The organism is Actinomycetes bacterium (assembly GCA_036000965.1).
Classification (GTDB): Bacteria; Actinomycetota; CALGFH01; order CALGFH01; family CALGFH01; genus DASYUT01.
In genome coordinates, this window is the sequence record DASYUT010000331.1 from 1 (window position 1) to 12,836 (window position 12,836).

Annotated in this window: 20 protein-coding genes and 1 pseudogene; 9 read left to right on the forward strand and 12 right to left on the reverse strand. The window is 69.1% G+C overall.

The genetic code is table 11. From position 1 onward, the window contains the following. Positions 1-167 precede the first annotated feature (167 nt). A complete protein-coding gene (locus tag VG276_29925) occupies positions 168-434 on the forward strand; it encodes a helix-turn-helix domain-containing protein (GenBank protein ID HEV8653503.1) in 267 nt (88 codons plus the stop codon). A 153-nt stretch (positions 435-587) separates the two neighbouring features. Next, the gene (locus VG276_29930) at positions 588-884 is read left to right on the forward strand and encodes a hypothetical protein (protein ID HEV8653504.1); all 297 of its coding nucleotides are present in this window, start codon (positions 588-590) and stop codon (positions 882-884) included. Between the two features lie 326 nt (positions 885-1,210). On the opposite strand, the gene VG276_29935 is transcribed toward VG276_29930, so the two are convergent. Beyond that, positions 1,211-1,666, reverse strand: coding sequence for a hypothetical protein (locus VG276_29935; protein ID HEV8653505.1), 456 nt, complete (start codon positions 1,664-1,666; stop codon positions 1,211-1,213). Positions 1,667-1,741: 75 nt separating this feature from the next. Here VG276_29935 and VG276_29940 point away from each other — a divergent pair, with 75 nt between their 5' ends. From VG276_29940 to VG276_29960, 5 genes are all read left to right on the forward strand, one after another. Then, positions 1,742-2,014: a hypothetical protein gene (locus VG276_29940; protein ID HEV8653506.1), complete on the forward strand. Its 273-nt coding sequence runs from the start codon at positions 1,742-1,744 to the stop codon at positions 2,012-2,014. Positions 2,015-2,035: 21 nt separating this feature from the next. Next, positions 2,036-2,398, forward strand: a complete 363-nt coding sequence (locus VG276_29945; GenBank protein ID HEV8653507.1) for a hypothetical protein — start codon at positions 2,036-2,038, stop codon at positions 2,396-2,398. Positions 2,399-2,431: 33 nt separating this feature from the next. Next, complete coding sequence (locus VG276_29950) at positions 2,432-2,566, forward strand: hypothetical protein (protein HEV8653508.1); 135 nt, start codon at positions 2,432-2,434, stop codon at positions 2,564-2,566. A gap of 229 nt (positions 2,567-2,795) precedes the next feature. After that, entirely contained in the window at positions 2,796-3,209 is a 414-nt protein-coding gene (locus VG276_29955) for a transposase (protein ID HEV8653509.1), read from the forward strand. A gap of 370 nt (positions 3,210-3,579) precedes the next feature. Next, a complete protein-coding gene (locus tag VG276_29960; protein HEV8653510.1) occupies positions 3,580-4,032 on the forward strand; it encodes an SMP-30/gluconolactonase/LRE family protein in 453 nt (150 codons plus the stop codon). 154 nt (positions 4,033-4,186) lie between these two features. Here the strand turns inward: VG276_29960 and VG276_29965 are convergent, their stop codons facing one another. The 3 genes from VG276_29965 to VG276_29975 are packed head-to-tail and all read right to left on the reverse strand — an operon-like array spanning position 4,187 to position 5,650. Then, positions 4,187-4,369, reverse strand: a complete 183-nt coding sequence (locus tag VG276_29965) for a hypothetical protein (GenBank protein HEV8653511.1) — start codon at positions 4,367-4,369, stop codon at positions 4,187-4,189. A gap of 14 nt (positions 4,370-4,383) precedes the next feature. Next, the gene (locus tag VG276_29970) at positions 4,384-5,049 is read right to left on the reverse strand and encodes a DUF6444 domain-containing protein (GenBank protein ID HEV8653512.1); all 666 of its coding nucleotides are present in this window, start codon (positions 5,047-5,049) and stop codon (positions 4,384-4,386) included. A gap of 58 nt (positions 5,050-5,107) precedes the next feature. After that, positions 5,108-5,650, reverse strand: coding sequence for a recombinase family protein (locus VG276_29975; protein HEV8653513.1), 543 nt, complete (start codon positions 5,648-5,650; stop codon positions 5,108-5,110). A gap of 46 nt (positions 5,651-5,696) precedes the next feature. On the opposite strand from VG276_29975, the gene VG276_29980 reads away from it, so the two are divergent. Next, positions 5,697-6,407 carry a Sir2 family NAD-dependent protein deacetylase gene (locus VG276_29980; GenBank protein ID HEV8653514.1) on the forward strand — a complete coding sequence of 237 codons (711 nt, stop codon included), beginning with the start codon at positions 5,697-5,699 and terminating at the stop codon, positions 6,405-6,407. Positions 6,408-6,505: 98 nt separating this feature from the next. Next, complete coding sequence (locus tag VG276_29985) at positions 6,506-7,246, forward strand: type 1 glutamine amidotransferase (protein ID HEV8653515.1); 741 nt, start codon at positions 6,506-6,508, stop codon at positions 7,244-7,246. 133 nt (positions 7,247-7,379) lie between these two features. Here VG276_29985 and VG276_29990 read toward each other — a convergent pair whose 3' ends face one another. The 8 genes and pseudogenes from VG276_29990 to atpA all read right to left on the reverse strand — a co-directional run. Beyond that, positions 7,380-7,745 (reverse strand): response regulator transcription factor, encoded by a 366-nt coding sequence (locus VG276_29990; GenBank protein ID HEV8653516.1) that lies wholly within the window; start codon positions 7,743-7,745, stop codon positions 7,380-7,382. After that, on the reverse strand, positions 7,742-8,032 hold the full coding sequence (locus VG276_29995) for an ATP-binding protein (protein HEV8653517.1): 291 nt from the start codon (positions 8,030-8,032) through the stop codon (positions 7,742-7,744). Before VG276_29995 ends, VG276_29990 begins: the two co-directional genes overlap by 4 nt. Further along, the gene (locus VG276_30000) at positions 7,926-8,453 is read right to left on the reverse strand and encodes a histidine kinase (GenBank protein HEV8653518.1); all 528 of its coding nucleotides are present in this window, start codon (positions 8,451-8,453) and stop codon (positions 7,926-7,928) included. The genes VG276_29995 and VG276_30000 overlap by 107 nt, the downstream gene beginning before the upstream one ends. Before the next feature lie 3 nt (positions 8,454-8,456). Beyond that, positions 8,457-8,696, reverse strand: a pseudogene (locus VG276_30005) (GAF domain-containing protein). Positions 8,697-9,013: 317 nt separating this feature from the next. Further along, entirely contained in the window at positions 9,014-9,418 is a 405-nt protein-coding gene (locus tag VG276_30010; protein HEV8653519.1) for a F0F1 ATP synthase subunit epsilon, read from the reverse strand. A gap of 2 nt (positions 9,419-9,420) precedes the next feature. Then, complete coding sequence (gene atpD, locus VG276_30015) at positions 9,421-10,860, reverse strand: F0F1 ATP synthase subunit beta (protein HEV8653520.1); 1,440 nt, start codon at positions 10,858-10,860, stop codon at positions 9,421-9,423. Positions 10,861-10,867: 7 nt separating this feature from the next. Continuing rightward, the gene (locus VG276_30020) at positions 10,868-11,755 is read right to left on the reverse strand and encodes a F0F1 ATP synthase subunit gamma (protein HEV8653521.1); all 888 of its coding nucleotides are present in this window, start codon (positions 11,753-11,755) and stop codon (positions 10,868-10,870) included. A gap of 3 nt (positions 11,756-11,758) precedes the next feature. Further along, positions 11,759-12,836, reverse strand: a 1,078-nt coding sequence (atpA, locus tag VG276_30025; protein HEV8653522.1) for a F0F1 ATP synthase subunit alpha, incomplete at its 5' end; no start/stop codon positions are given.

Sequence of the window (12,836 nt, forward strand, 5' to 3'; positions counted from 1 at the left end):
CCGCGCGCAGCTCGGCGGGATCGGGTGGTCGGGTAGGCTCTGGCATGTCGGCACCTCCCGGGGTGTCGGCCATGCCCCGGGGGCCGTTCACGCGGTCGCCCGGGGCGCTTCGCGTCCGGCAACGCTCGCATGTTCGCCATAGTTCGTCAAGAGTGTGAAAACTTCGCATGAGCAGCAGGATGCTCGCCACCGAGCGCCGCGCGTCGCCACAATGCGGCGCAGTGGACGAGAACACGCTGCTCTCTCGCAAGGAACTGGCCGCCGTCCTGACCGTGTCGGCCAGGACCGTGGACCGGTGGATTCGGGACGGCACCGGCCCACCGGCCACGGTGCTGCCGTCCGGGCGGCGCCGCTGGCGCTGGGGCGACGTCCAGACGTGGCTACGCGAGCGCCGCGAGCGACCCGGTGGCCCCGAGCCGAGTCCGGCCGAGTAGAACCCCAACCCCGGGCCGGCTTCCGTGTAGGTCGGTTCAACCTGTCACGCGGGCGACCGATAGGCACTACGTAGCCCTTGGTGATACGGTCATCGTGTGGCGTGCCACACCGGTCAGCCCATGGCGCGGCGGTGAGTGCTCTGGAGGTGCGGGATGGCTGGCCCTGCGACGACAGAAGAGATCGACCAGCTTGCACGCGCACTCGACTTCATCGGAAGTCAGCTCACCCCGCAGGAACGCGATCGGTTCGCCTTGGAGTTGCTTGACGCGACACGGCACGGGGACGAGCAGGGGCTACGCGAGCTGCTGACCGCATGGCTGGTCTCGATCCATGTGAGCCAGCACCCCGACTTCCGGCGCCAGTTCAAGGAGTATCAGAACCTTGTGCAGTCGGGGGAGCTGCTACGCGGGGTGCAAGCTGCCGAGCAGCGAGCAGCAGAACAGGGCTGATTTCTGAGTGCCCGACTACACGTAGCTTGACGCCCCGCTGCGGCGCATCCGTGACCCGTTCTGGGAGGTGGCGGACGAGAAGGTGCGCGTCCTCCTGGATGGCGCCATGGACATGATCGAGGCCAATCCTGACAATCCTGGCATGCCATGCTGGCCCTACAAGCGAGGGAACCTGCCTAACGCCTACGTGGCTCGTGCAGGTGGCCGCCTGTGGATCGTTTATCGGGTATTTCCGGATTATCCAGTACTCGCTCTCGTGAACATCTTGGATGATCAGCCTCCGCCGGAACCACCTCCCGCTCAGCCGGAGTCGCCTACCCCATAGGTCAATCGAGTGTGTCTGCCTCCCTGGGTGCGTCTGGGAGAGCGCTTCGACCTGCGACAAGCACCTTGAAGCCGATGCGGCTCAGCTCGGTGCCATCCACGCTCAGAACGAATGAATGGATACCGGCGCGCTCAAGCTTCAGACCATCGAAGTTGAAGGTCAAGACGACGATCGCCTCATCGCCTGCGCGCATCCCAGGAGGGCGGCCCGCTTCGAGCTTGCCTTGCAACGGTTCTGGCAGCCGTGACTGCTCGTCTTCATCAACGAGGTCTAGGTGCAGCGAGTGTGGCTGGTTGGTGGCTCGCCACGGGATGTGGAGCGCCGCAGCGACGGTGAGATGTGGGTGGGTGGCTGGAAGTTGCAGGACGGTGATGCTGTTCCAGCAGCCGCCCGTTACGTAGAGCTTGCCGCCGACCGCCTCAGCATGGTCGGCGACCAGGAAGGTGCTCAGGCGCATGGCTTCCTTTCCCGCAGGGTGTGGTGCAAGATGTATCCCACACTGTAAGGCAAGGGAGGTCAGGAGGCCAAGTCGGTGCGCCATCCGGCTACAGCGGTGGACTTCGAATGGGATGATGCGAATGAGGACAAACTGGCTGAACGTGGCATCAAGCCCCATGAGGTGGAAGGCGTCTGGCGCAATGACCCTCGCTACAGGCGGAACAAGAAGGAAGGTAGCGCAGTCTGGATGATGATCGGCGCGGACCCGTATTCAGGCAAGAAGCTGAAGGTCGGCATCATCTGGGCTGACGAGGGGGGGCGGATTCTTAGGGCGATTCATGCTCTTGACCTTTCCGCCAGTGAATGAGGAGAACGAGGGAGGAAAGCAATGGGCAGAATTTCCCGAGACGAGGAAGCGAGCCTTGCCGACGAGTTCGAGCAGGAAGCCAACAACGACGAACAGTGGGAAGAGGCACCAGCCCCAGTCCAGCCCGGCCGCCGGACACTCGGCACGCAGGTAACTATTCGGTTGGACCCTGCTATGGCGGAACAACTTCGGCAGGTTGCCAGAGATCGCGGTGTTGGCTATACGTCGCTGCTGCGGACCTGGATTGAGGAGCGCCTGAACGGGGAGATCGCACTCATCCAGTCTGAGCAGTCTCAGTACGTGTATGCAGGTGAGGGCATCGAGAAGGATGCAGTTCATTGGAGCGGAGAGGGCCAAGTAAAGCTTGAAATTGGAGCAGCCTGATTTCTAGCCAGCTTGTCACACCCCTAGCCTAAAATGGAAGGAGGAAAAAGAACAAAGAGTGACCCCCGCATCGACGCCAGCGACCTGCCAGCCTACGCCAACGGCCAGCGGTACCTCTACAAGGGCGGCCCGGAGCGCAAGACGTTCTCCGACCCGGACGCCACCTGAGGGCACCGCTCAGCGGTCTCGACCCGCTCGGCCGGGAGCTTCTACGGCTACAAGCTGCACCAGCTCGTGTGCGTGGCGACCGGGCTGCCGCTGGCGTGCGGACAGAGACCGCCAAGGACAGCGAGTCCAGCTTCGCCGTCCCGCTGCTGGAGGCGGTCACCGGACGCCGGTTCCGGCCCGAGGTCGCCGTGCTGGACATGGGCTACGACCACACCCGGTCTCCGTCGGCTTGGAGGGCCGCGGCTGCCACCCGGTCATCCCGCTGCGCCAGACCCCCGCCGTCAAGGCCGGCAGGCACAAGCCGCCGGTCTGCGCGCACGGCGAGTGGACGTTCGCCGGGTCCGACGCCAAGCGGCAGGCGGCGAAATGGCGCTGCCCGGCCGGCGCATGCTCACCCGCCAGCCGGTGGATCACCGCCCAGCGGCTGCACACCCTCATCCCGCGCGGCACGCCCCGGTGGAAGCAGCGCTACCGGCTGCGTGGTTCGGTCGAGCGGGAGCATGGCCGGCTCAAGCACCAGTGGGGCCTGCTGCCCCTGCGGCTCCGGGGGATCGAGCGGGTCCGGCTGCACGCCGACCTTGCGATCCTCGCCCGGCTGACGGTCGCGCTCGCCACCGCCCGAGCGGTGCCGCTGGCCGCGTAGGCGGCCCCTGCCCCGAGCCTCACCCGCCCGGGGTTTCAGGCTGCCCGAAGGCGCCCGAGGTCCATCCTGCGCGCCGACCCGGGCCGACCAGCAGGGAGAACAGCCCATGAACCGTGACCATCCCGGCCGGGCGGCGAGTTTCGCCGGTCGTATCGCCGGTCTCTCCTAGTGCGATGACCACGAACGTTTACCGGGTTGGTGACATGCCGGGTTGAGTGAGTGTGGATGCTGCCTTACGGTAGATCAGTACGTTGTCGAGCCTTGGGATGGCGGGCTTTCCTTACCCGCGGTGTCGATATCGGCTCGACGACTTCGTATCCCCTTGTGAAAGGCCGCCACCGGCGGGTGCACCCGATCCGAGGAGACTTCCATGCCCGAACCGCAGACCCTGCTGACTGGTCTGGCGATCGGTGAATCGCCTCGTTGGCACGAGGATCGTCTCTGGTTCTCCCACTGGGGTACCAAGGAAATCCTTGCGGTCGATCTCGACGGCAACACCGAGGTCGTCGCCCACGCCCCGACAACCATCGGGTACTCCATCGATTGGCTGCCCGACGGGTGGCTGCTCGTCACGGCGGGCACGAGGCTTCTCCAGTGCACCAAGCCCGGTGGGCCGTGGGAGACCTACGCCGATCTGAGCCACCTTGCTGGGGGCTGGAGCGAGATCGTCGTGGACGGTCGCAGCAACACCTACGTCAACGGCAGCGACTTCGATTTTCTCGGCGGTGGGGAGTTCATCCCTGGCACATCGCCCTGGTCGCCCCCGACGGGTCGGTCCGCCAGGTGGCGGACGACATCGCGTTTCCCAACGGCATGGTGGTGACGCCTGACAACGCCACCCTGATCGTCGCCGAGTCCTTCGCCAGCAGGCTCACGGGTAGCTGTTCACCGTGGGTGGATGGGTGTTTCCGCTGGCCAGCGGCACGGCCGCGGGGCCGCGGCGACAGTGGTCGGGAACCCGCGTGACACGGGGCCGGTCAGCCCGCGCCGGGCGCGATGGCCGGCGGCAGCCATGGTCCGGTCGTGAACAACTGGCGCACCCGGGCCATGAACGGTTCCAGCCGCGCCGCGGCCTTGCCCCGCGCGCCGGCGACGAACCCCACCGACACCTCCAACCCCAGCATGCCGCCGAGCAGCCTGGCCGCCCGCCGAACCGGCACGTAGTTCGCACACGTCAGGTCGGCCGCGTGCGCGTGGGCGTTGGGGCCCTACTGCACCCGCCCGCCCACCCCTGCGGTGGCCGCCCGACGCTGGTCACCCCGCACACCGGGCACACCCTGGCCTGCACCCGATACTCGGTCACCACCGGCCGCGGCGGCGGTGGGGGCGGCTCGAACACCTGCCGTGCCTGCTCCGCAGCCACCGGCACCCCGGCAAGATCACCCCCGCACCCCTGGCACCGGTCGGCAGCGCACACGATCGTGCCGTCCGGGTCGGCCACCTGCGCCAGGGTCGTCCCTAGCGCACCGGGCTGCCTGCCGGGCTTGCGCCCCGACCGGCCCCGCAACGACCGATCCGTGGACGTGGGCGGCTTCTTGGCGTACGGGCTGTCGGAACTCGGCGGCTGGTTGGAGTCAGACGAGTCCCGACCCGCCCGGCGCTCGGGCTGGGCGACCCGGTCGGCCAGGACCGCCACCTGGGAGCGGGACTCGGCGATCAGCGCAGCCTTGGCCGCGAGCGCCGCGTCCCAGGTGGCCAGCTCGGCCTGGTGCAACTCCGCCTGGGCCGCGATCACCGTCCGCAACTCGGTGTTGACCCCACGCTGCCGCTCCAACGCCACGCGCAGCTCCTCGACCGACGAGGTGGCCAGGTCGCGCGGCGGCTCGGACATGCGCCACATGATCGGCACCTACGGAGCTTCGGGTCAACCCGGTCAGCTCGCACCTACCCACCGACGGTCATGTGACCACATTCACCCCGGCTGAACAGCTACCCTTGCCGCCTGGCTCATACCCAAAGCACCGCCGTCCGCCATGGGAAGCACCTGAGGCAGCCTTGGCACGGATTCTGCGCTTCTGGCGATCAGACAATCGGCGAGACTCAAGCATCGCGTTGTTCACCGCAGAGATCGCGTTATGGATACCCTGGCCGGTTGACAAATCATAGCCAGCTTCATCCAAGGCAATGATCTGCTTGAGCTCTGTTTGTTCTGCGAGACGAATTACCTCAAGCAATTCTTCCATCCGGCGATAAAGCCTGGGCATCTCCGTAATGAGGATTGCCTCAACACCATTCCGGTGGATTGCTGCCAAAAGCGTCTGGTAGCCTGGACGGGGCTTCTTGGAGTACTTGGACGCTGAGATGTCGTTGTCTGAGAAGATCCCAGCGATCCGGTAGCCCATGGAGCGTGCATACGCCTTCGTCTCCTGGATCTGAATCTCAACGTTCTCGGAGACGCCTGAGTTGTCCTTGCTCAAGCGGGCGTAGATCGCTACCTTCATCCCGTCCTGCTCATCGTCGTGACGGAGCGGAGAGTCTATCGAACGAGTGTTCATCCTGTACACCCCTAGTGTGATGGTCGAGGAGTCTGGCATCCCGGACTTCCGCTCGCCGGGAGGGCTGTGGACCCGCTACGACCCCCGTGCGCTCGCTTTCCGCCGCTACGTCGCCGACCAGGCCACCCGACGGCTGGCCTGGAAGCTCCGCTGCGAGCTCCACCACCTCGGCGCCCGCCCCAACCGGGCCCATCTGGCGTGCGTCCGGCTGGCCGAGGCGGGCCGCCTGGCCGGGGTGGTGACCCAGAACATCGACGGGCTCCATCTCGACGCCGGACTCCCGCCGGAGCTGGTGTGCGAGATCCACGGCACCGGACGGATCGTTGCCTGCCTGGCTTGCGGCGACCGCACGCCCATGGGCGAGGCGGTGGCCCGGGTCGACGCGGGCGAGGAGGACCCGCCCTGCCTCCGTTGCGGCGGCATCCTCAAGGCGGCGACGGTCTCGTTCGGGCAGGGCATCCCGCCCGAGGTCTGGGAGCGGGCCGAGACGCTGGCGTCGGACTGCGACGCGCTGGTGACGGTCGGCTCCTCCCTGGTCGTCCAGCCGGCCGCACGCCTGCCCCTGGTGGCCAGGCGCGCGGGCGCCGCCCTGGTCGTGGTCAACCGGGAGCCGACCCCGGTCGACGAGCTGGCCGATGCGGTCCTCCTCGGCGAGGCCGGCACCCTCCTGCCCGCCCTGGTCGACGCGGTGCTGGCCCCGTGACCACGGTGGGCGCACTAGCGGCCCAGCCTTCACGAGCGGAGCGCCAGGCCACGGCGGGCGCAGCAGCCCAGCCCGCTCGAGCACAGCGCCAGCCCACGGTGGGCCCACGAACGGCCGAGCGCGAGCCAGGAGCGCGCCAGGCCCCCACGCTGGTCGTCATCGAGCACGAGCCCGACGCACCCCCAGCACTGCTGGTCGCCGCGGCCCGTGCCGCCGGGGTCGAGTTGCGGGTGGTCCGGGCCGGGGAGGGCGAGCCCGTGCCGGCAAGCCTCGGGGAGGCCGCCGGGCTGGTCGTGCTCGGCGGCGAGATGGGCATCGCCGACGTGGCGGCATGGCCGCACCTGGAGGTGACGATGGCCCTGATCCGTACGGCCGCCGCCGACCAGGCCCCGGTCCTCGGGATCTGCCTGGGCGCCCAGCTCGCCGCGCACGCCCTGGGCGGGCGCGCCTACCCTGGCGCCCTTGGCCTCGAGATCGGCTGGGTGAAGATCGAGCTAACCCCGGCCGGTCGGGCCGACCCGGTCCTCGGCGCCCTGCCCGAAGCGGCCGAGGTGTTCCACTGGCACCGGGACACCTTCGACCTTCCCCCTGATGCGGTGCTGCTGGCCAGGGGCGACCTCTATGCCAACCAGGCGTTCCGGATCGGCAGCGTGGTCGGTGTCCAGTTCCACCCCGAGGTGGACGCGGGCACGATCGCCGGCTGGTACGCCTTGGACAAGGAGGGCGGTGCGTCAGCCACCTACGCGGAGGCGGACGCGGTCGGTGGCGCGGCCACGCGCGCCGACCGGGCCCGGCGGGTGCTCGACGCCTTCTGCCGGTCCCTGCAACCCAGCGGATAGCCCAGCCTCGCGCGCTTCAGGCACGGGCGCCTCGCTCGCTTCAGGCACGGGATAGCCCGACCTCGCGCGCTTCATGCACGCGCGTCGCGCGCTTGAGGAAAGGGCGCGTCGCGCGCTTCAGGCAACCCTGCGGTCAGGCGGCGGCCGACGAGAGGATCGCGTCGACGATCTCGTTGATGGAGACACCCTTGACCAGCACGGCCACTGCGCCGGCACGGGCCATGGCCTGGTGCAGGGCCTCGTCGTCGTAGGCGGTGAGGCCGACGACGCGCACGGCCGGGCACCGGCCCGACAGCCAGGCGGTCGCCGCCGGTCCGGACATCACCGGGAGCCGGATGTCCATGACGACGACGTCCGGGTCGAGCGCGACCGCGGCGCTGCAAGCCATCCGCCCGTTGCTGGCGTGGCCGACGACCCGGATGCCTGGGTGGTCCTCAAGCGCCTCGGCCAGGGCCTGGCGCAGCATGTCGTTGTCGTCGGCGAGAAGCACTCTGATCATCCCGGGCCGCCCCCGAGGGTGACCGGGACGCTCACGGTCACGCGGGTGCCGGCGCCCGGGCGGGAGTCCAGGTCGATGCTGCCGCCGGCCAGGTCGACGCGCTCGAGCAGCGAGTGCAGGCCGAGGTGGCCGCCGGCGAGCGCCTGCGGCAGCACCTCGTCCATGTCGAAGCCGATCCCGTCATCGGCCAGGACGGCGGTGACCAGGGCGTCGAGTCCCGCGTGCACCTCGACCCGGACGCGGCTCGCGTGGGCGTGCTTGCGGACGTTGTGCAGCGCCTCCTGCAGGGCGGAACACGACCGTCTCGACCATCGGGTCGAGCCGGCGGTCGAGGTCGCAGTCGAGCTCGGCCTCGATCCCCTCCTCGTTCCGGAGGAGGTCGAGCTGCTGGCGGATCGCGGGGACCAGCCCCTCGGCGTCCAGGACGGGCGGGCGGAGGTTGAACATCAGCTTGCGGGCGCTCGCCATCGTCGTCTGGAGGGTCGTCCGCAGCTTGCCGAGCAGCTCGGGCTGAAGCTCTGGACTGGCCATGGTGACCCGGTCGACCTGGATCAGCGCGGCGGCCAGGACCTGGATGGTGTCGTCGTGCAGGTCGGCCGCGATCGACTTGCGCTCCTCCTCCTGCGCGGAGATGAGCTTGGCGAGCAGGGCCGACTGGTTCGCCTTGCGCTCCACCACCTCCTGGTGGAGCAGGGCGACGTCGAGCACGGCGGCGACCTGGCGGGCGACCTCCTCGAGCAGCGTGAGGGCTCGCTCGTCGTAGAACCCCCGCTCCGGGTGGCCGAGGCCGATTGTGCCAAAGGCCCGTCCCCTGGCGACCAGCGGGGCGACCGCGACCGCGGTGACACCGCTCTGCTCGAGCCCGTAGTGGGGGCCGTAGCGGAGGTCGGCCCGCACGTCCACCACGTAGCCACGCTCGTGCTCGATCGCCCCTGGCCTCCGGGTCGGCCCGGCCGATGGTGAGGCTGGTGAAGGGCACGAGCCGCCGGAGCTGGATGGCGATCCGGCCGAAGACCTCCTGGCGGCCGAGGCCGCGGTTCAGCGCGGTGGTCACCTCGAGCAGCGCCTCGGGCAGGCCGCCGGGCGCCTGGGAGGTGGCGTGGTCCTCCTCTGCCGGGTCCCCGCCGCCGGCCTCGAGCGGGAATGCGCGCACCCTACCCCCTTCCCTCCTCGGTCGGGTCGTCGCGAACCGCCCAGGCCAGACGGGTCGAGCTTGCACACCAGAGGGGTCGAGCTTGCCAAGGCATCGAGCGGCGAGCCCTAAGGCGTCAGCCGCCCTCGCCCAGGTTGCGGCGGGTGGTCGCCTTGGCTGCCTCGTCCCTGGCCTCGTCGTAGCGGCCCTCGCCCCGGAGCTCCTCGGCCCGCTGCTCGAAGGCGGACGTGTCCTCGTCGCCGAGCTCCTCCTGCAGGACCGCGTGCTCGGCCAGGATGTCGACCCTGGTCACGTCGTCCTCCTGGCTGGCGACGTGGAGGAAGCCGCCGTCCACCGCGACCGCGGTCCGGCCGCCGTCGGCCTCGATGAACACCGGCCCGACCGTGAGCGCGGCCAGCAGGGGGGCGTGCCCTGGCAGGATGCCGAGGTCGCCGTCGACCCCGCGGGCCCGCACGAAGCTCGCCTCCCCGGTCCACACCTCCCGCTCGGGGGTGACCAGGTGCACCTCCAGGGCGGCCACGGCTACTCCTCGCCCTCGATCGACTTAGCCTTCTCCTCGGCCTCCTCGATGCCGCCCACGTTGAAGAAGGCCTGCTCGGGCAGGTGGTCGTACTCGCCCTGGGCGAGCGCCTTGAACGAGGCGATGGTCTCGTCGAGCGGGACGCTCTTGCCCTTGACCCCGGTGAACTGCTCGGCCACGTAGAAGGGCTGGGACAGGAAGCGCTGGATCCGGCGGGCCCGGTTGACGGTGACCTTGTCGTCCTCGCTGAGCTCGTCGACCCCGAGGATCGCGATGATGTCTTGCAGCTCGTTGTTCCGCTGCAGGATCTCCTGGACCCGGCGGGCCACCGTGTAGTGCTCGTCGCCGACGTAGCGGGCGTCGAGGATGCGCGAGGTCGAGGTGAGCGGGTCCACCGCCGGGTAGATGCCGAGCTGGGAGATCTCCCGGCTGAGCACCGTGGTAGCGTCCAGGTGGGCGAAGGTGGTGTGCGGGGCCGGGTCGGTGATGTCGTCGGCGGGCACGTAGATCGCCTGCAGCGAGGTGATCGAGTGGCCGCCGGCCGAGGTGATGCGCTCCTGCAGCTCGCCCATCTCGTCGGCCAGGGTCGGCTGGTAGCCGACCGCGCTCGGCATCCGGCCGAGCAGGGTGGACACCTCCGAGCCGGCCTGGACGAAGCGGAAGATGTTGTCGATGAACAGGAGCACGTCCTGGCCCATCTCGTCCCGGAAGTACTCGGCGATGGTGAGCGCGGCCAGCCCGACCCGTAGGCGCACGCCGGGCGGCTCGTCCATCTGGCCGAACACCAGCGCGGTCTTGTCGATCACGCCCGACTCGCTCATTTCGCGGAACAGGTCGTTGCCCTCCCGGGTCCGCTCCCCCACCCCGGCGAACACCGACACGCCGCTGTGCTCCTCGGCGACCCGGTGGATCATCTCCTGGATGACCACGGTCTTGCCGACCCCGGCGCCGCCGAACATGCCGATCTTGCCGCCCTGCACGTAGGGCTCGAGCAGGTCGATGACCTTGATGCCGGTCTGGAACATCTCGGTCTTGGACTCGAGCTTGTCATAGGCGGGCGGGTGCCGGTGGATCGGCCAGTAGGTGTCGCCCCGGAAGTCCGGGTCGTCGAGGGCCTTGCCGAACACGTTGAACACGTGCCCGGTGGTCTCCGGGCCGACCGGGACCGTCATCGACGCGCCGGTGTCGGTCACCGGCGCGCCCCGGACCAGGCCGTCGGTGGGCTGCATGGCGATGGCGCGCACCATGTTGTCGCCGATGTGCTGGGCCACCTCGCAGGTGATGGTCGTCGTCTGCTCGTCGATGGTGGTGTCGACGGTGACGGCGTTGTAGATCGGGGGGATCTCGTCGGGTGCGAACTCCACGTCGACCACCGGGCCGATGACCCGCGTGATGCGCCCCGTCCCCCGGCTGGTGTCCTGCCCGATCGCTAGCGTGGCCATGTTCGTCTCAGCTCCCGCTTCCCTGGAGGGCTTCCGCGCCTCCGACGATCTCCATGATCTCCTGGGTGATCGCTGCCTGCCTGGCCTGGTTGTACTCCTGGGTCAGGTCCTCGATCAGCTCCTCGGCGTTGTCGGTGGCGGCGCTCATCGCCTTGCGCCTGGCGGCGTGCTCGGAGGCTGCCGACTCGAGCATCGCGGTGAACACCCGTGCCTCGATGTACCTGGGGAGCAGGGCGTCCAGCACCGCCTGGGCGTCCGGCTCGTAGAGGTACATGGGGATGGGGTGCGGCGGCCGCTCAGTGGTCTCCTCGACCACCAGGGGGATGAACCGGGTCGCCTTGGCCCGCTGGGTCACGGCCGTGACGAAGTCGGTGAACACCGCGTGGATCTCGTCCACCTCGTGGTCCAGGAAGGCCTCGAGCATGGTGTCGGCCACCTGCTTGGCGTCGTCGTAGGCGGGCCGGTCGGAGAAGCCCACCCACGACTCGGCGACCGGGCGCTGCCGGAAGCGGTAGTAGGCCGTGGGCTTGCGCCCGACCACGTACATCCTGGGCTCGACGCCGTCCTGGCGCAGCCGGGCCAGCAGCTCCTCGGTGGTGCGCAGCACGTTGGCGTTGTAGGGGCCGGCGAGCCCCCGGTCGGAGCCGATCACCAGCACCGCGGCGGCGTTCACCTCGGCCCGCTGCTCGAGCAGCGGGTGCGAGATGGTGAGCTCGGTGTTGGCCACGCTGGTGAGCGCGCGGGTGACCTCGGTGGTGTAGGGGCGCGCCTGCTGGACGCGCTGCTGGGCGCGGGCCACCCGGGAGGCCGAGATGAGCTCGAAGGCCCGGGTGATCTTCATGGTCGACTGCACCGTGCGGATGCGCCGGCGGACGACCCGGAGCTGGCCGGCCATGGCTTACGGGCTCGGCGGGGCGCCGCGGCCGGCCGGGCCGGCCTCCTGCTGGAACTCCTCGGGGCTGCGGCGGTACCGCTTCACCGAGTGGCGCTCCTCCTCGCCTTCCTCCATGGCCCTGGCCTCGGCCTCCCTGGGCGGCTTCTTCCCCCCAGAGGTGCGGAACCTGTCCTTGAACTCCTCCACGGCGTCCTTGAGCTTGCCCTCGACGTCCTCGGGGAGGTCGCCGTGGGTGCGGATGTGCTCGCCGACGTCGGGGTGCTCGGCGTCCATGAACTCGAGCAGCTCGGCCTCGAAGCGGCGGACGTCCTCGACCGGGATCGTGTCGAGGTAGCCCTTGGTGCCGGCCCAGATCGAGATGACCTGCTTCTCGACCGGCATGGGCTCGTACTGGCCCTGCTTGAGCAGCTCGACCATGCGAGCGCCCCGCTCGAGCTGGGCCCGTGAGGCCCGGTCCAGGTCGGAGGCGAACAACGCGAACGCCTCCAGGGCGCGGAACTGGGCCAGGTCGATGCGCAGCGTCCCGGCCACCTGCTTCATCGCCTTGATCTGGGCGCTGCCGCCCACCCGGGAGACCGAGATGCCGACGTTGATGGCGGGCCGCACGCCCGAGTTGAACAGGTCGGGCTCGAGGTAGATCTGCCCGTCGGTGATGGAGATGACGTTGGTGGGGATGTAGGCGGAGACGTCGCCGGCCTGGGTCTCGATGATCGGCAGCGCGGTGAGCGAGCCGGCACCGCGCTCGTCGGACATCTTGGCGGCGCGCTCGAGCAGACGCGAGTGCAGGTAGAAGACGTCACCCGGGAACGCCTCGCGTCCCGGCGGCCGGCGTAGCAGCAGTGACAATTGCCGGTAGGCGACCGCGTGCTTCGAGAGGTCATCGTAGATGACCAGTGAATGCTGTCCGTTGTCGCGGAAGTACTCACCCATCGCGCATCCGGCGTAAGGTGCAATGTACTGCATCGCAGCCGGGCTGGCCGCAGATGCATCAACGATGATCGTGTATTCCATTGCGTCGTAGTCGTCGAGCGTCTTCTTGACCTGGGCTACGGTAGATTCCTTCTGACCAATGGCGACATAG

Excerpts from the sequence above, each read along its gene's own strand:
- VG276_29925 (HEV8653503.1), top strand. The coding sequence starts at position 168 with ATGAGCAGCAGGATGCTCGCCACCGAGCGCCGCGCGTCGCCACAATGC.
- VG276_29975 (HEV8653513.1), bottom strand. The coding sequence starts at position 5,650 with ATGAAGGTAGCGATCTACGCCCGCTTGAGCAAGGACAACTCAGGCGTC.
- VG276_29945 (HEV8653507.1), top strand. The coding sequence starts at position 2,036 with ATGGGCAGAATTTCCCGAGACGAGGAAGCGAGCCTTGCCGACGAGTTC.
- VG276_29935 (HEV8653505.1), bottom strand. The coding sequence starts at position 1,666 with ATGCGCCTGAGCACCTTCCTGGTCGCCGACCATGCTGAGGCGGTCGGC.
- VG276_29930 (HEV8653504.1), top strand. The coding sequence starts at position 588 with ATGGCTGGCCCTGCGACGACAGAAGAGATCGACCAGCTTGCACGCGCA.
- VG276_30020 (HEV8653521.1), bottom strand. The coding sequence starts at position 11,755 with ATGGCCGGCCAGCTCCGGGTCGTCCGCCGGCGCATCCGCACGGTGCAG.
- atpD (HEV8653520.1), bottom strand. The coding sequence starts at position 10,860 with ATGGCCACGCTAGCGATCGGGCAGGACACCAGCCGGGGGACGGGGCGC.
- VG276_29950 (HEV8653508.1), top strand. The coding sequence starts at position 2,432 with ATGGAAGGAGGAAAAAGAACAAAGAGTGACCCCCGCATCGACGCCAGC.
- VG276_29990 (HEV8653516.1), bottom strand. The coding sequence starts at position 7,745 with ATGATCAGAGTGCTTCTCGCCGACGACAACGACATGCTGCGCCAGGCC.
- VG276_29960 (HEV8653510.1), top strand. The coding sequence starts at position 3,580 with ATGCCCGAACCGCAGACCCTGCTGACTGGTCTGGCGATCGGTGAATCG.
- VG276_29970 (HEV8653512.1), bottom strand. The coding sequence starts at position 5,049 with ATGTGGCGCATGTCCGAGCCGCCGCGCGACCTGGCCACCTCGTCGGTC.